The sequence below is a fragment of the Spirosoma koreense genome (assembly GCF_054777875.1).
The window spans coordinates 20,315-40,648 of record NZ_BAAHAC010000013.1 but is presented as its reverse complement, the minus strand read 5'-3'; the positions used below and the strand labels follow the sequence as shown (position 1 = coordinate 40,648).

The window sequence follows — 20,334 nt, the reverse complement described above, 5'->3', positions numbered from 1 at the left end:
TCGGCTCATACCGCAAGGCCAAACGATGGCAAGTTACCTTAACCAGAAAACCGTTCTGTCCTACTCTATAATGGTTATGTGGATTGGCCAGGGCTTATTTCTTTGCTTTTGTCTGTAACCAATCCATCAACAGCGTCTGGTATTCACCCAGATAACTATGGCTTACGCCTTCAATTTCTTTCCACCAGAGGTTGACGCCTGCTTTCAGGAAATCGTCTTTGAGTTTTCGGTTTTCTACATTCAGCCACTCCTTTTCGCCCCACACCATCCAGACCGGTGTCTGCTTAAACCGGACCGCTTCGTTGCTGGTCACATCTTTCCCCAAAGCCGCCGAGTACATGCCCACAGCCGCCCAGCGGTTCATCGATTTCTGAGCAATACGAAAGGCCCCTCCACCGCCCATCGAGAAGCCATAGATATACTGCCGGTTAGGATCGGTTTTGAACATAGCGTCGAAATCAGCCATACACTCAAAAATATCGGACTCGGCTACATCCCTGTAGCCTTTGTCGCCCCGGCCCCAGGGCAGAATCATGAACCCTTCCCGCCGGCTCATTTGCGCGGTTGCCCCGGCTGGCTTGGGTTGCAAATAGTCATACAGCATCATCCAGGGCGAATTATTCACACCGCCACCGCTACCGTGCAATTCCAGGTAGAATGGAAACGTGGCTGTAGCAGGCGCAAACCCTTTGGGCAAAAAGAGCCAGTAGTAACTATTTCGGCCATCGGTTTTTGAGGTAAACGTCATAATAAGGGGCCGGGTACCTTCCAGATACGTTGCCCATTCAGCGCCTTCATGCTGGAAAAACGACAGCGTTCCGGCGACTGCTTTTAAGTTGGCTTCGGTGGGTTTTAAGCCGTGTGTGGAATCCAGACTCATTCGGGCAACCGACTCAAAATGACGCTTCAATATTGGATTTTTCTCACGGGAAGCCAATTCAGTTAATCGCGCAACTAATTGATTAATTTCGGGATAAGGCTGTGAAAACGACGGCTGGGTTAGCGTACTTATCAGGATCATCAAAGCGATGGGAAGTGACGGCTTGTACGATGGGTTCATCGACATAAGAGAATAGTTCGTAAACGTATGCTTTTGCAAATAAGGCTAGCAAAACAATGGATCTATCCTGTGCTATCTCCGGGTTCGGCAGGTCGATAAAGCAGGACAACGTTATGACTTAGATCCCTTTTATTGCCCTGGATTTACTACCTCCAGCGTGGCCTTTATGAATTACCGCTTAAAAACAACCTTGATTATCAGCCTATTCATTAGTAGTTTCTGCTTGAGTTTCGGCCAGCCTAAAACGCAGTTTGGTAAAGGAGCGGGTGAGTACGCAACTCTCTTCAGTAGTCTGCAAAAGCAACTGGTCGAAACAGAGTACCGTAAAACCGTTCGATTTGGTGGCAAGGAGCGAAACCAGTTCGTACAATGGATTCGTGACCATGTTCATGTGATGAAGGCCATGAAGTATTTCGAACCCGAGATCAGCAGTTTCTGGCAGTTCTTCATGGAGAATCAGACCCGCGAAGGGCTCTATTACGACTATTACTACCCTATTACAGCCCGGGAAAACCACCGGCTGAACCTGTTTGATAAACGCTATTGGAAAGTATTTGCACGCGATTCCATCCAGATGCATCGGCTACCGGTTGAGGCCGACCTGGAATACCTGATGGTCGAAGGCGGCTATTACATCTGGCAGGCCACGGGCGACACAACTTACATCAGGCAGTGGATCGATAAACTGGAAAAAGGCATCACCTACTCCATGACCGACCCGCTGCGATGGTCAACGAAATATCAACTCGTAAAACGGGGATATACCCTCGACACCTGGGATTTCATGCAACTGCCAACCACCCGGGCAGAGTACGTCAAACAGGGGAATGATGTGCAAACGGGCATTTTCAACATCGACGAGAAAACGCCGATGGGTATCATGCACGGCGATAACAGCGGAACCTACGCGGCCTGCCTGCAATTGGCAAAACTGTATACGGCCCTGGGCAATAAAGGAAAGGCCACGTACTGGAGCGATCAGGGCGCAGGCATCCGCAAACGCACGAACGACCTGTGCTGGAACGGCCGGTACTACGCCCATTTTATTCCCGACGATCCGATGCCAGCCTACCTGAAAATGGATCAGAAAAATACGCTGAGCCTATCGAATCCTTATGACATCAACCGGGACCTGCCTACTGAAGAAATGGCCCAGTCGATCATTAGCACCTATCTGGGGTTGAAAGATAAAAATGACGAACATGCCTTTGCCGAGTGGTTTGGAGTTTACCCACCTGTTGAGCCCAGTTTCGCCGACTATTTGCCCGGTTCGTATATGAATGGGGGCGTCAGTACCATTGTGGGGGGCGAACTGGCCAAAGCTGCCTTTCAGCATGGGTTTGAAACCTATGGTGTCAACGTATTGAACCGGATGGACAGCCTGATGAAAACGCACGCCGGAAAGCTGCCCGTATCCTATAAACCCGATGGCACGGTCGATGCCGGTATTCCCGACAACTGGGGGCAGGCAGCCGTGTACAGCGCCATGATTGAAGGGCTGGCCGGGGTAGTAGACAAAAGCATGCTATTCGAATCGGTTGAGCTGTCGCCCCGGTGGCTGGCGGCTGGTAAAAACGAGGTGGACCTCACAATTGCCTATGGACCTTCCGGGAAATCAGTGAGTTACACCTATCGGCACGAGCCCCAGCGTAAGACCATTTCGCTGGCGGTACAGGGCGATCCCAAACAGTATACCGTCCGGCAGCTTCTGCCTGCGGGCAAGCAGCTAAAACGAGTTACAATAGATGGAAAAACGAGCCCTTCGACCACAGAGCTGGTCCGAAACAGCCGGTATGTCGTTGTTAAGGCCGTATCAGGTGGAGCACACACGATCAAAGTTGATTATAAATAACGTGAATAATGGCTACCATAAAAGTTAAATATATGTATATCAATCAGTTGACTAGAGATGGTTTTTGTCATCCCGACGCCAGGAGGGATCTTCGGTCGAGACCAAGCGTTCCAACTTACCGAAGATCCCTCCTGGCGTCGGGATGACAAAGGTCGTCTCTTATTAAATATCTGATTCTCAATAGTTTATTTTTTTAGAATACCCGCTATTCACGTTAAATAGCTTTTATCCCTGTAGCCACCGCTTTTCTAAGGTATGCTACTAACCGACTAATTCGTAGCCAACGTCATGATTCGTTCTTCGGTTGCTTCCTCGCGGCTTAGTTCGCCCGAAAACTGGCCGTCACGAATCACCAGAATACGGTCGGCGAGAGCCAGTAGTTCCGGAAGTTCGCTCGAAATAAGCAACACGCCTTTGCCTTGAGCCGCCAAACCCCGGAGGATGGCATATATTTCTGCTTTGCCGCCCACATCGATGCCATGCGTTGGTTCATCCACAATCAGTAGGTCGGGGTTGACCAGCAGCCAGCGGGCCAGCATTGTTTTTTGCTGATTTCCTCCGCTCAGATTACCCACCAGTTCCCGGACGGAAGGCGTTCGAATGCCCAGTTGATGCCGGAATGATTCGGCTACGGTCGCTACCCGGCTGCGGTTATACCAGGGCCCTGTCGCTGGCGACTTAGCCGTAACCATATTCTGAGCAACAGACTGTTCCATGAACAAGCCCAGTTTTTTACGCTCTTCGGGCAGGTAACCAATCCCGTACCGAACGGCATCGGCCGGGTGCGCAATAGTCACTACGTTTCCGTGAAGCCGGATGGTGCCTGAATCGTGTTTGTCGATCCCAAAAATAGCCCGCGCAATCTCCGTACGTCCGGCCCCTACCAGGCCAGCCATACCCAGAATTTCACCTTTATGAAGTTGAAAACTGATCTGTTTAAACCGCTCACCCGACAGGTTCTGAATCTGAAGTAACACGTCACTGGTAGCTGATGATGCACGTTTCTCCGCTACTAAACGCCGACCAACCATTCGACTAATGAGCGTATCGGGTGTGGTATTGGTCATTTGTTCGGTTCCCTGGTAGCGTCCGTCTTTCAGCACCGAAACCCGGTCGGACAGTTCGAACAGTTCGGGGAGCCGGTGCGAAATATAAACGATGGCTTTGCCCTCCGTTCGTAACTGCCGTAGTAACGTAAATAAGGTAGCCGTTTCCCGGTTAGTAAGGGAGGCCGTTGGTTCATCCAGTAGTAGGATTGCCGGATTCTGAGACAAGGCCTTGGCAATTTCTACCATCTGCTTCTGACCCGGCGACAACTCACTCACCAGTTCATGCGGCCGGATATCGGGTAAGGCCAGCTTAGTCAGCAAGGCTTGCGTATGGGCGTATAAGGTCTTATACTGGATTAAACCGAAGCGGTTTTTAGGCTGGCGATTTGCATATATATTTTCAGCGACGGTCAGACTGTCGACCAGACTCAATTGCTGGTAAACGATAGCAATGCCCAGTGCGGTTGCATGGGCCGGGTTATCGATCTGAACCAGCTGTCCGTTAAGCAGAATCTGACCGGAATCGGGTTGCAGGTTTCCCGTCAGTATGTTCATCAGCGTGCTTTTACCAGCTCCATTTTCCCCACAGAGCGCATGAATTTCGCCCGAATCAATGCTTAGGGATACGTTCTCAAGCGCCTTTACGCCGGGAAATTGCTTGCTGATGTTGAGGAGCTGGAGCATACACGGGTGGATCAATTTGTGAGGTTTACCACTTCATTCCGCCGGGCCGAATCATAGGCGGCATAGACCAGTCGGATCGTCTCAAAATTATCGGAACCTGTAGTTTCGGCAGGGCCAGCCAGGGGTTGATTTTTCCTCTGTAAATCAGCGAGTAAGTTCTGATTGCAGGCAACGATGGATGAATGAACGAGCGCATACGCCGGATCGGCCCAGGCATAGTTGGGGAGAGTCGCCATGGTGGTGGTCGTTCCGGCAGCGGTAGTTGTTTTCAATACATAGTCGTTGGTCAGCACCAGCGAACCGGCTGAACCTTCAATGCTGACGAGCGTTTGCGGAAACGCTTCTTTTTCCAGAATAGAGGCATACGACATCTCTACGTAGCAACTCAGGCCGCTTTTCATACGGAGCAATACGTTGGCTACATCTTCTCCATTTATGCGGGGATTTACGCGCGCTGTCTGGCAATAAATCGACTGTGCTTCGCCGAACAAAAATCGGGTAATGTCGAGAATATGAGACCCAATATCGGTTAGGATAAACTGCTCCAGCTCGGCCAGAAAAGGTTGATTCTCAAAGACCGGAAAAGCCGAGCAGAAACTAACCCGTGCTTTAAACGGCCTGCCAATTACGCCCGACTCAAGGGTCGCCCTGATGGCTCGAATAGGGGTTTGCCAGCGAAAATTTTCATGGATGTATAGTCGGGTTCCCGCTTTTTGGCAGATGTCCAGCATTTGCCTGGCGTCATGGAGACTTGGCCCCATCGGTTTCTGGCAGATCACATCCAGCCCCCGTTCGGCCGCTTTCCGGGTGAAATACAGATGCGTATCCACATCCGTGATAATATCCACGAAGTCGAGTTCATGTGCATGATGGTCCAGCAGTTCATCAATCGAATCATACACATTCGGGACATTGAACTGCCGGGCAAACGCATCGGCCTTGGCTCTGGTTCGGTTATAGAGCGCAATCAGTTCAACTCCGCCAACGGTAAACCAGGCAGGAATCTGGTAGTTAGCCCAGAATCCCGTTCCGATTACGGCAAATTTTAACGACTTCATTTCGAGTAAAGTTTTTCTACGTAGTAGTGTTTGTAGAGTTGCAAGCTGTTACATCCACCGATAGTGAATGGCTCAGCAACAAATATTTTTACTTTTTAGACGATTTAGTTTGACTATTTCAAAAAGGCAGTACATTTGCCTCACTGTACTCTACTCTACTGTACTGCTTAAGTTCTGAAGCAAATGTAGCTTCTTTTGTCTTCTTCACAAGAAAATCTAAAAAAAGTAATAGGGGGTATGCAGGATAGCCTAGTCGATCCACCAAATGTGGCCCAGCCAAATGCAGCTCAACCAAAATATCAGCAGTTAATTGAAACTGTTCTGGTGGGTATCGAGCAGGGAACACTGGAACTGGGTCAGCAATTACCCTCCATCAATGAGTGGGCCAGTAACCAGGGCGTAGCGAAAGTGACGGTAGCGAAAGCTTATGAAGATCTTCGGCAACGGGGTGTCGTACGGTCGCAGCATGGCAAAGGCTTTTACGTTGCCAGCACTAACGTCCGGACATCGCTGAATGTGCTGATGATTTTCGATACACTCAATGCCTACAAGGAAACGCTGTACGATGAATTGAAAGCCGCCTTGCCAGCCGACGCCAGCCTAAGTGTATTCTTTCATCACTACAACCCCAGCGTGTTTGAATCGCTGATCCGGAACAACCTTGGCCGATACAACGCTTACGTACTCATGCCCCATTTCGATAGTGATGTAACGGACACCGTAGCGCTGATTCCGACGGATAAACTGTTGTTGCTGGACCAGCTATTGCCCAACCTGCCAGGCGATTATTCAGCGGTGTATCAGGATTTTGAGCAGGATATTTACCAGGCGCTGACTGCCGCGTCTGACCGGTTGAAACAATACAGCAGCCTGACCCTGGTGCAGTCGAAAGACCGGTTTCAATATATTCCGGCGGCTACGCTGGCGGGTTTCCAGCAATTTGGGCGAGATCATAACTTTCCTTGCCATGTTGTCGACGCCTATTCGGATGCGTTAGTACAGGCAGGTGAGGCCTTTCTCCTCTTTGCCGACCGGGATCTGGTCTCCTTCCTGAAACAGGTTGACCACCTGGGTCTTAGACTGGGCCAGGAAGTGGGACTGCTATCGTACGACGATACGCCGATGAAAGAAATTCTGGCTGGGGGCATCAGCGTTATCTCGACCGATTTTGCGCAGATGGGAAAAACGGCCGGCCGCTTGCTGACCAGCCGCCAGCGGGAGAAAATTGCCAACCCCGGCGGATTAATCCGGCGAAACTCTCTGTAGGCCATGCAGCTTGGAATCGGGACATATACGTATAGCTGGGCGGTAGGAACACCTGGCAACAGGCCAGATCGCCCTCTCGACGAATTGGGCCTGTTGAACCGTGCAGCCGCGTCGGGGTTCAGGCTAGTGCAGATTGGCGACAATTTGCCACTGCATACGCTGTCAATGGAACAAATACGTGCCTTTGAGCAACAAGCTCAACAACAGGGCATCCGGCTGGAAGTTGGCGCACGCGGGCTAACCGAAACCAAACTTGACCAGTACATCAACCTGACCGCAGGCCTGAAAAGCCGGTTGCTCCGCTTCGTCATTGATTCGACTGCTTACGAGCCATCCCTAGATACGGTCATTGGGATCCTGAAAAACGCGCTGCCCAGCCTGAAGAAAGCGGAAATTACGGTAGGTCTGGAAAATCATGATCGCTTGCTGGCTCGTGAGTTTGCTCATATTGTTGAACAGGTTGGGAGCGAGCAACTGGGCATCTGTCTGGATTCTGTCAACTCGATGGGCGCGGGCGAAGGCCTGGCCGAGGTCGTACACACATTGGCACCGTATACGGTCAATCTGCACCTGAAGGATTTCGGTATCCGGCGGTTACCCCATTTGATGGGCTTCCAGATTGATGGGCGACCTGCCGGGCAGGGCCTGTTGAACATACCGTGGCTGGTGGAACAGGTAGCCGCGCGCGGCCGCTGTCAGACCGCCATTTTAGAGCAATGGGTAGTGCCCGAGTCAAGCCTGTCAGCCAGTATCGACAAAGAGGAAAGCTGGGCGGCCGACAGCATAAACTACCTTACAAACAGCAACTTATTTACCCGATAAACAACTTTTTCATTTTTCAACGGATCTACCTAAAATGACTAAACTAGCTTTAGTGGGCGCGGGCGGCAAGATGGGCTGCCGACTAACCGACAACTTTTTAAAACTGACTACGTACACGGTTTCCTACCTGGAAATAGCGCCACAGGGCATTGAAAACCTGTGGCAGCGGGGCGTATCGGTTAGTGAACAAAGTGCCGCCATAGCCGATGCCGATGTGGTTATTCTGGCGTTACCCGATGTGGCCATTGGCAAGCTTTCAGAGGAGATTATTCCGCAAATGAAGTCCGGTGCGCTTGTGCTGACGCTGGACCCGGCGGCTCCACTGGATGGGGTGATTGCCCACCGTGACGATCTGGGTTATGTGATCGCGCACCCCTGCCACCCGTCGGTGTTCAACTGGGAACCAACCGAAGCGGCTTTTCGGGATTTTTACGGCGGCATTTCCGCCAAGCAATCCATTGTGGTTGCCCTCATGCATGGCACAGAAGCGCACTATGCGCTGGGCGAACAGGTAGCGCAGGACATGTATGGACCCATTAAGGATACCCATCGAATTACGCTGGAGCAAATGGCCATTCTGGAACCGGCTATGGTGGAAACGCTCGCCCAGACCTGCATGGAAGTGGTGAAAGAAGGCTTCGACCGAATCGTAACCCTCGGCGTTCCTGAAGCGGCCGCCCGCGACTTTGTGCTGGGTCATCTCCGCATTCAGATTGCCGTACTGTTCAGGGAGGTCAACGGGACGTTTTCCGATGCAGCGTATAAAATCTCGAAACGTGCTAAACCCATTCTGTTTCGCGAAGGCTGGGAACGCATTTTTGAGATGGACGACATCCGCGAGCAAGTAAAGGATATTACAGCCCGCTAGTGTTAAGTCAACTTACGGGATATACCGGCCCAATCTCGTTCATTCCTAAACCATGAAAAAGTCTATTTTTCTACTCTTGTTTGCCGCTATTCAGAGCCTCGCTATGGCGCAGAAGCCCTTTACGGGCGGGCGGTTGAAGGTGTCTGACAACAAACGCTACCTGGTTCATCAGACCGGTACGCCTTTTTTCTGGATGGGCGATACGGCCTGGGAACTCTTTCACCGGCTAAACCGCGAAGAAGCGGATCAGTACCTCAAACACCGCGCTGAACAGGGCTTTACGGTTATTCAGGCGGTAGCTCTGGCCGAGTTCGATGGGCTCAAAGAGCAAAACCCCTATGGTGAAGTACCCCTTCTGAACAATGATCCCACCAAACCCAACGAAGCCTACTTCAAACACGTCGATTACATCATCGACAAAGCGGCCGAGTATGGTCTGGTAATCGCGTTTTTACCAACCTGGGGCGATAAAGTCTTCAAGGATAAATGGGGCAACGGCCCGGAGATTTTCAACCCCGCCAATGCCAGAACGTATGGCCAATATCTGGGAAATCGCTATAAAAACCGCGAAAATATCGTTTGGGTGCTGGGTGGTGACCGGCAGCCCCGCGAGGGTTCATCGGATGTAGAAACCTGGCGGGCAATGGCCGCTGGCATTCAGCAGGGCGTTGGCGGTACGGCAAAGCCACTCATAACCTATCATCCACAGCCTAACGGCCTGGAGGGAGGGGCAGCAAAATGGTTTCAAAAAGATGACTGGTTCAGTTTCAACATGCACCAGAACGGCCACTGCCGCAATACGGCTATGTATGACAACATCACCGTATCCTACAACCTCCAGCCCACCAAGCCCACGATGGATGCCGAGCCGATCTACGAAGATCATCCGGTTTGTTTCAACGTTAAAGATCTGGGAACCTCCAATGCCTATGACGTGCGTTTATACGCCTATCTGGATCTGTTTGCGGGGGCACATGGCCACACCTACGGATGCCACGACATCTGGCAAATGTATAGTGCGAAACGGCCGGCCGTCAATGGACCACACATCTACTGGCAGGAAGCCATGGACCTGCCCGGCGCCAATCAGATGAAACATGTTCGGAAGTTAATGACGGCCCGCCCGCTGCTTGACCGCGTGCCCGACCAATCGCTCATTGTCGAAAACAACCTGAGCCCGGCAGAACGTATTCAGGCCACCCGAGGCACCGACTACGCCTTTGTGTATTCTGCCGTTGGCAAGCCTTTTACGGTGAACCCCGCAAAGATTTCCGGCAAAAGCATTACCGCCACCTGGTTCGATCCGCGCACGGGAAAAACGCAGCCGGCGGGTACGTTCGATAATCAGAAGCCGCTTCAGTTCAAACCACCCACGCATGGGTACGGACAGGATTGGGTATTGGTGCTGGACGACGTTGCCAAAAATCACGCTGCTCTGTAACTAAGTTGAGCGTTTGCTGACCAACATGTATAGCTAACCGGATGCGTATACTTCTTCAGGAACGAATTTATTCGCTGACACTAACAATTTTGCTGGTGGGCATTGGCGCGACCATAGCTTTTCCGCAGACGTTTCCAACAATGGGCAACTGGAGCCAGCTCTTGCTGAACCTGAGTAACGATACCATTGTGGCCATCGGCATGATGCTGCTTTTAGTATCCGGGGCTTTTGATTTATCGGTCGGCTCGGTCGTTGCGTTTGCGGGTGGCGTGGCGGCTTATTGTATGATGTCGCTGAACCTGCCAATCCCCCTGGCACTGCTCGTAGCGCTGGCCAGCGCCGGGCTGATTGGGCTCGCGAATGGCTATCTGATTGCCTATCAGGGTATAAACCCGATGATTCAGACCCTGGCCACCATGGGTATCGTTCGGGGTGGAGCGCTGCTAATGGGTGGCTCCGGTATTCAGAATCTGCCCTACTGGTTCAACGCCATCAGTCAATCCCGCCTGCTGGGGGTGCAGATGCCCGTTTGGTACATGCTGTTGCTGGTGGGTACGTTCGCTTTCCTGATGAACAAAACGGTATTTTTTCGGCGCTATTATTACATTGGCGGCAACGAACGGGCAGCCGAATTGTCAGGAATTCGCGTCAAAAGGATGAAGCTCTGGGGCTTTGTCATGACCTCTTTACTAGCCGGAGCAGCCGGTATTCTGCTGGCTTCCCGACTTGGTACAGCCTTGCCTACCGCAGGCCGCGGACTGGAGCTTAGGGTGATTACGGCCGTCATTCTGGGGGGAGCCAGTTTGTCGGGTGGGCACGGCAAAATCCCCGGTGCGCTGCTCGGTGCTGTATTTATGGGGTTAGTCAGCAATGTCATGGTACTTGCGCGGGTGTCGGGCTACTGGCAGGAGATTATTCTCGGCTTGATTTTAATTGCCGCCGTCTGGACCGATAAAGCTCTGCAAAAGCGGGCAACTTAACCATGAAAAAACTCCTGTTATTCAGTCTCCTAGGCATTTCATCCTGCGAACTTCCACCCCGCCAGGGTTCGACCGATGGAGTGGCGAACACCGTTGCCGAAACAGCCCCAACAGGTACTACGGAAGAGTACGTCATGGTGACAACCGCCGTGTCGATGCCCATGTACGTTAACCACGATCAGGCTACGTTCCTGCGGTGGGGCCGCGAACACAAGGTGAAGGTATCCATTCTGGGACCTGCTGACTGGGATGTTCCGGCACAGATCAACACGATTGAGGAAGTGATTGGTACCCGTCCGGCCGGGCTGCTCATCAACGGCACCGATCCGGCCATTGGACCGGCTCTTAACAAGGCGGTGGCGGCTGGTATACCTACGGTCGTGTACGATTCGGATATACCGAATTCAAAACGCCATGCCTTTCTGGGTACCGACTGGTATGAGATCGGTAAGATGCAGGGGAACGAGATGGTACGTTTACTGGGTGGAAAAGGGAAGATCGCGTACATGGGTATTCTGGGCCTCACCAACATGGAAGCGGGGTTTCGCGGGTTGCTGGATGTGGTGAAGAACTACCCCGGTATCGAAATAATTGGAAAGTTTGACGATAAAGCCAACGTGGAAGATGCTGCCCGGATCACCTCCGATCTCCTGGCGGCCCACCCTGATCTGGCCGGTCTATGCGGATTCGACTCCAATTCAGGGCCGGGTATGGGGTTGGCAGTGAAAGAGGCCGGGCGCGTTGGACAGGTAAAAATCACTACGGTCGACTGGGAGCCGGAGCACCTTCAACTGGTTCGGGAAGGAGTTATTCAGATGCTTGCCGGTCAAAAACGGGAGTTATTTACCTGGTACGGTGCTCAGTTCCTCTACGACATGGTTCATCAAACGAACCGGCTTTCGGCGCATGATGAACAGGCTGGCATCACCAATATACCAACCGCGGTGAATACGGGTTTACTACGTATCACAAAAGAGAATGTGAATGAATTTATCAGCCGTTCGGCCAACTAGTTTTTCTGGCTTACTGGGTCAAATCTGGGGCATTGAACGCAACATCCAGCAATTGCCGAACACGGCTAACGACCCGTTGATTATTTACCCATGATCCATCCAGTTTCATGGTTACCTGGCTGGGGTAGAAGATTTGTCCTTATTTAGCTTTGACTACGCCGGCTCGGGACGACGAGCTGTGTTCGATAATGAATACAGTAGTGTTTACACTAGTAGGCTTACAAGGGCGAGTCAATATCAAAACCGTTCAGGAAAAGGTATGGATACGGCCATCATTAGTTGTTAATACATTGATAGTAAACTGTTTATTTGTAACGCTGTTCGATTTTAGATCGTCAATGAAAACGTTCGATGTGAATCTGGACACGATGCGCAACATTTTGATATCTGTAAATGATAATCAGTCAACTACTAGATCGAAAGAAGCAGGCTAACAAGCCTGTACTGCTCGGGTACGGTGGCCAGTTGAATCATTAAATACGCCTACATATAAAACAATTCCATCGCTCTTAAGTCTAATGAGTTACATTAAAAATAACTTGTTAACGTTATGAAAGCAATTCGATTTAAAGTGTTTGTAGCGGTAGGCTGTGCATTTCTGACTGTCAGTGCCGCTGCGCCCATGAAAGCCTCATTGACTACGAATGTTCTAGATTCGCCGATAGCTGGTAAAGTGGTTGTTGAACAATCCATCGGGCTACCTACTCAAGCCGCTCTCCAGGATAGCGCTACGACTATCGCTCACCTGGATAATGCTGTTGCAGCCCTGGCCAAAGGCGATACATCCGCCACGACTCAGGAACTTCAGGCTGGCATTTCAGGTATGGAAACGGCTGCCCAAACCAAACCGACCTCCTTCAAAGCTAAACTGTTGGCCCAGGCGGGTAAGCTAAAAACGCTTTTACCGCTAATCCCAACGGGTGCCCTGGGTAACGGTGTTTTAGGTAAAGCGGTTAATTTGGCTAAACTAGCCTTTGGCGGCAACCAGCTCGAAGGACTCTTGAGCGCAGGTTCTCTGTTGGGCAAAGGCAGTCAGTTAACGACTAGTTTGTCGGGCATTAGTAGTGCCTTATCGGGCCTGGGAGGTGGCAAGCAGGCTTCAGGCAATTCCTTAGTGACGCGTGCCTTAGCGGCTGTTGGCAAGTTAGACCAAGGCGGTATTGTAGCGCAGGCCTCCGAACCGGTCGTTAAAACGGAAGTAAGCAGCTTGCTTAAGCTGGTAAAAGGAGTCTTGTAAAAATGAGGATCTCGTAGCCTATCCCAAGTTAAGAGATTGCAAAAATCGTTCAGAAAAACGTCCGATTTATAGCCTGCTTTTCACGACTCACCGAGCCTTGCCCACAGGTATCGGATCAATTGTTCCTGCATGAAACGCATCACAGATCAAGCGCCGAATACAGTCGGTCAGACATGGGCGCGACGCGCTCCTTCTTTTTGCTGATTTCCCGCTTCTTCAGGCTATTGATTTTGATCACCTTGGCGCGAAAATCGCATTCTTCCCAATGGCGCTTTCGGGCTTCGGTAACTCTCATACCGCCATCGAGCATCAACAGAATCATCACTCGATGCCTTGGCTCCTTCACGGCCTGTAACATTGCCTCCTGTTGCTCTCGGGTGTGAAATTCAACTTGTGCTTCCATAGTATTCGGCCGGTTCAAATCAATTTGCAGTTAGTGCATTTATTGATCTAACCTGCGACCAATATAAGTAACAGTAGTCATATGTTTCACCATCTAGTTACATCGCTATCCGGTCACGATTCCGTATAAGACACAAAAAAGCAGGCCAACATCGTCAGCCTGCTTTCCGCTGCATGGGCAGCCCCGTTCTATGCACACCATTCGAGAATCAGTAGATCTCCGTTGAAAGAGCGTATTTAGTAGTAATCCACGGAAAGGCCATGTTCCTATAAATCCGAAATGACATGCCGGTACGTCTACAGACGACAGAGTTGCGAACGCTGATCGATAAAATTCTCTCCGCTTATCTTGAGCAGCTCGAACCAGCATCCGTGAAGACTTTTTCTGGGTCATTGAACAGGAGAACCTGTATGACCTCGCTCAGGATCCGAAAGATTTTACCCTAGGCTCCCTGCAGGAAATCGTAGCAGAGCTACAAAAGCTGGCCAATCAGGAAAGCAGTTATGTTTCGACAACTATTGATCTTCGTCGACTCTCATTCTTGTTGAGATATCTCTCGGGGATTTGACAGTGAGATAAACTAAACCAGGTTATAAGACAGTAATTGAGGCTTTATTTTGTAGTCGATGTAGGTATAATATAACCCTACCAGAGTTAAACTCTAATCAGAAAATGACCTTAGTGGATCTACGTAGAAGCGGGCTTGGTCTACATGCTGTCAAGTACCTACTCGACTCAAGTGGTGTAAATCAAACTCAGGCTAAAGCTATAGTTTCCCATCTTACTCTTGAGCCAGGCAACTGTCATCGATGCAAGTTTGATACGTTGCCAGGAGGAAGCACAGTATGTCCAAACTGCAAGTCTGTTAACCTCAATTGGTAGGGTCAACATAAAGCCATTCATATAACAAAATGAGCCGCGTAGAAAAGCTGCTAACTCAAGCTAGTGAGTGCTTATCAGCTGATATGCAAATCGACGCAGAAGCAACGGTAGCCAGAGCGAATGATTTTCATGAGTTTATGAACCATCATGAGTGGGAATTAGCCATGGAAACTTTAGAAGAGGGGTGCTTTTGCCGTTTCGTACCGCAACGGCGGACCGTAAAATCCGTCACTTGACTTTATGAACGCGATTCATCGTCTTATTTCGGGGAGCGTTTTGGCAAGACAATGGTTTTTTATTATTAGTCCGACTCAATCAGTAATATACGCTGATTCTTGATTTGCTGAACTTATACGGGGATTTGCATACATCTCGGTCGTGAGCGCTTCCGACCTTTGTGCTATGGAAAACAAAAAAATAGCATTGGGAAACCAGGGTTTACTAGTACCCACCATCGGTTTAGGGTGTATGGGTATGACCGGTTTCCAGAAGGGCCATATGTATGGCCCTGCCGATGAACAGGAAGCGATCGCCACGATACACCGTTCCCTTGAACTGGGCGGTAATTTTTTGGATACCGCCGATCTTTACGGGCCTTTTGAGAATGAACGCTTGATCGCTAAGGCTATCGCTGGCAAACGAGATCAGTTTACTATTGCCTCAAAGTTCGGCTGGGAGATCAATGATCAGGATGAGCTAACCTGGAAGATCAACGGCCAGAAAGACTATGTTAAGAGATCCATAGAGCGCTCACTAAAAAATCTGGATACCGACCATATCGAACTGTATTATATGCACCGACTGGATAAAAATACGCCCATCGAAGAGACGGTAGGGGCGATGAGCGAATTGGTCAAAGAAGGCAAGATCAGCTATATCGGTCTGTCGGAGGTATCCTCAGAAACGGTTAAACGGGCGCATACGGTACATCCTGTTACGGCCGTACAAAGCGAGTATTCTTTATTTGAACGGACGGTAGAAGAACGGGGCGTGCTGAGAACGTTGCGTGAATTGGGGATTGGCTTTGTGGCCTATTCACCTTTGGGGCGGGGTTTCCTGTCGGGTCAGATCAAAAGCATCGACGACCTGCCTGAAAATGATTTCCGCAGGGCCATCCCCAGGTTCCAGGGCGAACAGTTCCTGAAGAACATCAGGTTGGTCAAAGCGATCGAAGCGATGGCCATGGCCAAACAGGTTACCCCTTCACAGCTTGTGCTAGCCTGGATCATCGCGAAGAATATTTTGCCTATACCCGGCACGAAGCGCCGTAAATACCTGGAACAAAATATGGCCGCTATACAGATTGAGATGAGTGATGCCGATATGGCCCAACTGGAAAGCATCGTGCCCCTGGGTACCGACACCGGCGCGCCTTATGATGAGTTCAGTATGGGCTTAATTGATTAATTTTAGATCATGAATGCCATTCCATCGCTATCAGAATTTCATAGACTGCTCTCCTTACCCGAACCTAAGCACCCACTGGTCAGTGTGATCAACCTCTCGGAAAGCGTCTTCCTGGACGATGCTATCTGGAAGGGTTTTGTCAACCGTTTTTATTGCATGGCGTTGAAACGGGAGGCCAAAGGCAAGATCCGTTACGGGCAGCAACACTATGATTACGATAAAGGCGTGCTGAGTTTCACTGCCCCTAACCAGGTGCAGCACCTCGACCTAGCGCAAATGGAATGCGGCTCCGGGTACCTACTGACCTTCCATCCTGATTTATTGTTAGGCCATCGTTTGAGCGGTGCAATAAGTAACTACGGCTTTTTTGATTATGCGGTCAATGAAGCGCTGCACCTTTCGGCTGATGAAGAAAATGATCTGATCTCGATCCTGCAAAAGATCAATAAGGAGTGTGTACATATTGATAAGCATACGCAGGAGATCATCCTCAACCAGATTGAGCTTTTCCTGAATTATTCGGTGCGCTTTTATGAAAGGCAGTTCATTACGCGTAAAAACAACAATCACCAGTTATTAACCCGATTTGAGCAATTGCTGGATGCGCATTTTAACCAGGCTACCATCAGCGAACTACTAACGGTACAGACAGTAGCCGAGCGGATGAATCTGTCACCCAATTACCTGAGTGATCTGCTCCGGGTACACACCGGTCAGAATACTCAGCAACATATACACCAGAAACTGATCGTGAAGGCGAAAGAAAGGCTTTCTACGACCAGTATCTCGGTTAGTGAGATCGCTTATGCTTTAGGATTTGAGCATCCACAGTCGTTCAGTACACTTTTCAAAAAAAAGACGGATTTTTCTCCGTTGGAATTCAGGGCATCGTTCAATTGACCTATCATCGATCCAAGCCCTGCCAGCCATCAACGAGCGGATCCAACTATAAGTAGGAAATAGCATCTCTTCTTAGGGGATGTTGTAGTATACTCACAACACTTTTCAACAACTACAGGCTGGAATTACTGTTAAAATTTGGAGTAGACAAATACCACTCGTCTCAATTGGGAGCGTTTACTGAGACCAGATTCGGAAGGTAGCGGTTGATAAAGTAAATTAAGATTGCCTCCAAATCTATTCTCCCTGGATGAGGATCCCCAAAGACAGCAGAACAGAAGTACAGTGGACTGCTCAGCAAACGGATTTGAACTGTTCAGGAAAACCCTGCCACGAAACGTACTCTACTTGCTTGTCGCCACTTCAGTAGGGGTTTTTCCAAAGGTCTTTTTAAAGACAAAGGAGAAATGAGACAAGTCTTCAAAGCCTACTTCCAGATAGACAGCACTTGGTTTCTGGTGTTGACGGCTAAGTTGGAAATACGCTTCGTCCAATCGTTTCTTCAGCAGCCAGCTACCAGGTGTCATGCCAAAGGTTTTTTTGAAATCCCGTTTGAATGATGAAACACTCCGTCCGGTCAGAAATGCAAATCGCTCCAGACTGATGTTGAACCGAAAATTTTGCTGCATGTACTCCTCTAAATCAATTTTGTGGGGGATGCTAAAATTGAAAAAGATGGACGCCAATTCGGGTTGTGACCTTAACAAAATCAGCAAAAGCTCTTCCCGTTTAATATCGGCGAAGGTTTCGTCTAGCTCTGAATCGCTGGAGTAATACGGCTCCAGCGATTGAATATACTGCTTGATGAATGGATTCTCGTTGACATAAAGGAACGAATCACCGTAGGTTGAGGGGCCAACCGGGTAAGCATGTCGTTGGGTAAAGCGTTTTAAAAATGGCTCATCCAACGTGATGATAATTTTGACAAACTGATCATCTTCCTTGAACTTAGTATAGCGAATCAAATGATTTTTCCGGGCTATGAAGCAATCCCCGGATTGCATACTATAGCGCTTTCGACCGTCATACGCTTTCATTGATCCCTTTAGTAGGAACATGAAGTAATGCTCTGAAATAAACTGCTCCGGTGAAAGTTCAGGTCCTAAATGACAGGAATGGATTTGATTGGTAGTCATTTTTTGAAGGCTGACGGTAGCGCATAAAGTTACACCGGAATCTCACTATCCAGGCTGGCCAAAATAGCCTCTTCTTTGCTTCGTGGGTGCCAATCTAACCTATCTTTGGCTTTCTGATTCGACATGGCAATGTAATACGTCGGATCAATAGGCTTCAGATCGGCAATCCGACCGGCTTTTTGAGGGCGTTCTTTTTTGATAAGCTGTGCCACATCATAAAAACTGACTACACCGTCTGAAGTTGCCAGAAACCGTTGATCTTTGGCTTCAGGTAGTACCATCGCTTTGATATGAAGATCGGCCACATCACGGACATCAACCACCCCAAAGGTAAAAGTGGGATTTTCGGTAACTGTACCGTCAACGATCGCTTTGATCACTCCCTCATACGAAGCCGGAAAAATCCCGCCAATAATGGGACCAAAAATGCCTACCGGATTGATAACCGTCAGTTCCAAGCCCTCTCCCTGATCCCGAATAAACTCCCAGGCCGCTTTCTCTGCGATTGTTTTGGATTTGATGTAGGCTTGAACCGGGGTATTTTCATCAGTCCAGTCGTTTTCGGTAAACGTATGCCCGTTGGGGTCAGTACTGTAGCCAATGGCGGCAAATGAAGAGGTCATCACCACCCGTTTTACGCCCGCTTTCCGGGCCGCTCTCAAAACCCTCAGTGAACCATCCCGAGCCGGTATGATGAGTTCGTTCTCGTCTTCAGGCTGTCCTAATGGAAAGGGGAGGCTACGTGCAAAACGTAGGTACATCCCTGAACTGCCTCCTCCCAGCCCTCATCGGCGGTTAGGTCGGCTTCCACATAGGACAACTTTTCCAAGTCGACCATTCCGGATTCGGTTAAGGCATTAACGATAGCTTCTTTTTTAGCCAATGAGCGCAGTGTCGTTTTAACGGTGTAGCCTTTTTGGAGCAATCTCAAAACTGTGTGAATACCCACAAACCCCGTGCCCCCGGTTACTAATACGGTTTGATTTGTCATTGTTTCCTGGTTTAAATACAGGGCCAAAATTGGGGAGTAAACCAGTAGGGAGGTTTGTTGTAAAGGTCAAATTTTGTTTGTTGTGAAGGTCAACTTTCAGTAAGGACGAACGAAAACATGGGTCAACTTTGAGGCTGGTGACTCGTAGCCACCTAGTAGCTAAGCTGCTTTTAAAAGCGGCCTTTGTAGACTTTCAAACAGCCCTTTAATAGAGTAGACGTATTTGGCTATTAGTTATTTACTGTACTACTTTCAGATGACATGAAAGTAGATTGATTTCTTATGTCAAATAATGCCCGGATTATTGATAATCAAATCTCTCTTCGTCTCAGGAAGGAGCGTTTTAAGAGAATAAGTTGACGGTGGTTAACCGGTGAAATCTGTTATTTTTTAGCTTTCTCTCCATTAGACTTTTCCTTGTCAAGTTGTATAAGGAATCTTATGTTAAGAAACTTTTCCAAGAAAAGGCCCTTTTGTCGCAGAGTGAAAAAAGCCATTCTACCCCTTACCTATGTCGCCATAAACGAAGCCTAGAACTCCAGGTAAGTAAGGTTGAGATCAGGGTATAAGTACCTACTAAAAAACTTAGATTTTGAACACTTCGTTGTGGGGAAGTCGCTAGAACAAACAACGTAACACAACCTAATACAACTAATCGGCCTATCAGGCTATGCTGCACTAGCCAATTCACTCTGGCTGGTCCACTCCAGCAAAGAAGCCCTTGCAGCAGTAGCCCACTGATGATTACCCCGGTTTCAAGCCACCCCATAAAGTGATTACGGAGGGCCGCCAGCGCAACGGCCAGCGTCAAGGCATTCAAGCTGATGTTAGTCAAGAAAGCAAAGGAGTGTCTCATCAATGCTTGGATTTAAGTCTGTAAGCCTAAGAAGTGATTATGTTACTCACCAAGCGGCTAGTAACAATTTGAAAAGTAAGTATTTAGCTATATTGGCTTAACATAAAGAAGATTATACAACAGTTTTGATGAGATATATTCAAGTGGATTGGATACATAACTATCCTGATGATCCAACCCAATTGTATTCAGAAGTAGGAGAGGATGGCTATGAAATAAGAAGAATTGATATCTATCGAGATGGACGTATTGAACGTGTTTCTGAGGACACCCAAGACGAGTACAACTTTTTGAATCCTCAAGTATATCCGTCTTTAGAAGAGCTTAACAGCAAGGATGAGTGGGATGAAGTTAAAGCTCAAGAAATAATCAAAGATGACTTTGAAACTATCTGGGCGAACGGCCTAGCCTAACATAATGCCACTTATA

The 20,334-nt window shown here is 49.2% G+C and carries 18 protein-coding genes; 11 read left to right on the top strand and 7 right to left on the bottom strand.

Going from position 1 to position 20,334, the window contains the following annotated elements:
* Nucleotides 1-94: 94 nt before the first annotated feature.
* Complete coding sequence (locus ACYVC2_RS12110; RefSeq protein ID WP_461102690.1) at nt 95-910, bottom strand: hypothetical protein; 816 nt, start codon at nt 908-910, stop codon at nt 95-97.
* Nucleotides 911-1,226: 316 nt separating this feature from the next.
* Here ACYVC2_RS12110 and ACYVC2_RS12105 point away from each other — a divergent pair, with 316 nt between their 5' ends.
* On the top strand, nt 1,227-2,912 hold the full coding sequence (locus ACYVC2_RS12105) for a glucosidase family protein (RefSeq protein WP_461102689.1): 1,686 nt from the start codon (nt 1,227-1,229) through the stop codon (nt 2,910-2,912).
* A 269-nt stretch (nt 2,913-3,181) separates the two neighbouring features.
* Here the strand turns inward: ACYVC2_RS12105 and ACYVC2_RS12100 are convergent, their stop codons facing one another.
* The gene (locus ACYVC2_RS12100; RefSeq protein ID WP_461102688.1) at nt 3,182-4,645 is read right to left on the bottom strand and encodes a sugar ABC transporter ATP-binding protein; all 1,464 of its coding nucleotides are present in this window, start codon (nt 4,643-4,645) and stop codon (nt 3,182-3,184) included.
* An 11-nt stretch (nt 4,646-4,656) separates the two neighbouring features.
* Nucleotides 4,657-5,703, bottom strand: coding sequence for a Gfo/Idh/MocA family protein (locus ACYVC2_RS12095; RefSeq protein WP_461102687.1), 1,047 nt, complete (start codon nt 5,701-5,703; stop codon nt 4,657-4,659).
* 237 nt (nt 5,704-5,940) lie between these two features.
* Between ACYVC2_RS12095 and ACYVC2_RS12090 the strand changes: the two genes are divergently transcribed.
* From ACYVC2_RS12090 to ACYVC2_RS12060, 7 genes are all read left to right on the top strand, one after another.
* A complete protein-coding gene (locus tag ACYVC2_RS12090; RefSeq protein WP_461102686.1) occupies nt 5,941-6,969 on the top strand; it encodes a GntR family transcriptional regulator in 1,029 nt (342 codons plus the stop codon).
* A 3-nt stretch (nt 6,970-6,972) separates the two neighbouring features.
* A complete protein-coding gene (locus tag ACYVC2_RS12085) occupies nt 6,973-7,791 on the top strand; it encodes a sugar phosphate isomerase/epimerase family protein (protein WP_461102685.1) in 819 nt (272 codons plus the stop codon).
* Nucleotides 7,792-7,825: 34 nt separating this feature from the next.
* Nucleotides 7,826-8,659 (top strand): phosphogluconate dehydrogenase C-terminal domain-containing protein, encoded by an 834-nt coding sequence (locus ACYVC2_RS12080; RefSeq protein ID WP_461102684.1) that lies wholly within the window; start codon nt 7,826-7,828, stop codon nt 8,657-8,659.
* Between the two features lie 52 nt (nt 8,660-8,711).
* Complete coding sequence (locus tag ACYVC2_RS12075; RefSeq protein ID WP_461102683.1) at nt 8,712-10,100, top strand: glycoside hydrolase family 140 protein; 1,389 nt, start codon at nt 8,712-8,714, stop codon at nt 10,098-10,100.
* A 41-nt stretch (nt 10,101-10,141) separates the two neighbouring features.
* Nucleotides 10,142-11,080: an ABC transporter permease gene (locus tag ACYVC2_RS12070; protein WP_461102682.1), complete on the top strand. Its 939-nt coding sequence runs from the start codon at nt 10,142-10,144 to the stop codon at nt 11,078-11,080.
* A 2-nt stretch (nt 11,081-11,082) separates the two neighbouring features.
* Nucleotides 11,083-12,093 (top strand): substrate-binding domain-containing protein, encoded by a 1,011-nt coding sequence (locus ACYVC2_RS12065; protein ID WP_461102681.1) that lies wholly within the window; start codon nt 11,083-11,085, stop codon nt 12,091-12,093.
* A gap of 550 nt (nt 12,094-12,643) precedes the next feature.
* Nucleotides 12,644-13,330 carry a hypothetical protein gene (locus ACYVC2_RS12060; protein WP_461102680.1) on the top strand — a complete coding sequence of 229 codons (687 nt, stop codon included), beginning with the start codon at nt 12,644-12,646 and terminating at the stop codon, nt 13,328-13,330.
* 139 nt (nt 13,331-13,469) lie between these two features.
* On the opposite strand, the gene ACYVC2_RS12055 is transcribed toward ACYVC2_RS12060, so the two are convergent.
* Nucleotides 13,470-13,733 (bottom strand): tyrosine-type recombinase/integrase, encoded by a 264-nt coding sequence (locus ACYVC2_RS12055; RefSeq protein WP_461102679.1) that lies wholly within the window; start codon nt 13,731-13,733, stop codon nt 13,470-13,472.
* 1,284 nt (nt 13,734-15,017) lie between these two features.
* Here ACYVC2_RS12055 and ACYVC2_RS12050 point away from each other — a divergent pair.
* A complete protein-coding gene (locus tag ACYVC2_RS12050; RefSeq protein ID WP_461102678.1) occupies nt 15,018-16,022 on the top strand; it encodes an aldo/keto reductase in 1,005 nt (334 codons plus the stop codon).
* 9 nt (nt 16,023-16,031) lie between these two features.
* Complete coding sequence (locus ACYVC2_RS12045) at nt 16,032-16,922, top strand: helix-turn-helix domain-containing protein (protein ID WP_461102677.1); 891 nt, start codon at nt 16,032-16,034, stop codon at nt 16,920-16,922.
* Between the two features lie 344 nt (nt 16,923-17,266).
* Here ACYVC2_RS12045 and ACYVC2_RS12040 read toward each other — a convergent pair whose 3' ends face one another.
* Genes ACYVC2_RS12040 through ACYVC2_RS12030 form a run of 3 tightly spaced genes read right to left on the bottom strand, consistent with a single transcriptional unit; the run spans nt 17,267 to nt 19,049 of the window.
* Complete coding sequence (locus tag ACYVC2_RS12040) at nt 17,267-18,058, bottom strand: helix-turn-helix domain-containing protein (protein ID WP_461102676.1); 792 nt, start codon at nt 18,056-18,058, stop codon at nt 17,267-17,269.
* 29 nt (nt 18,059-18,087) lie between these two features.
* Entirely contained in the window at nt 18,088-18,819 is a 732-nt protein-coding gene (locus tag ACYVC2_RS12035) for an NAD-dependent epimerase/dehydratase family protein (protein WP_461102675.1), read from the bottom strand.
* Nucleotides 18,780-19,049: an SDR family NAD(P)-dependent oxidoreductase gene (locus tag ACYVC2_RS12030; protein ID WP_461102674.1), complete on the bottom strand. Its 270-nt coding sequence runs from the start codon at nt 19,047-19,049 to the stop codon at nt 18,780-18,782. Before ACYVC2_RS12030 ends, ACYVC2_RS12035 begins: the two co-directional genes overlap by 40 nt.
* 984 nt (nt 19,050-20,033) lie before the next feature.
* Between ACYVC2_RS12030 and ACYVC2_RS12025 the strand changes: the two genes are divergently transcribed.
* Nucleotides 20,034-20,318 carry a DUF6881 domain-containing protein gene (locus tag ACYVC2_RS12025; protein ID WP_461102673.1) on the top strand — a complete coding sequence of 95 codons (285 nt, stop codon included), beginning with the start codon at nt 20,034-20,036 and terminating at the stop codon, nt 20,316-20,318.
* Nucleotides 20,319-20,334 lie beyond the last annotated feature (16 nt).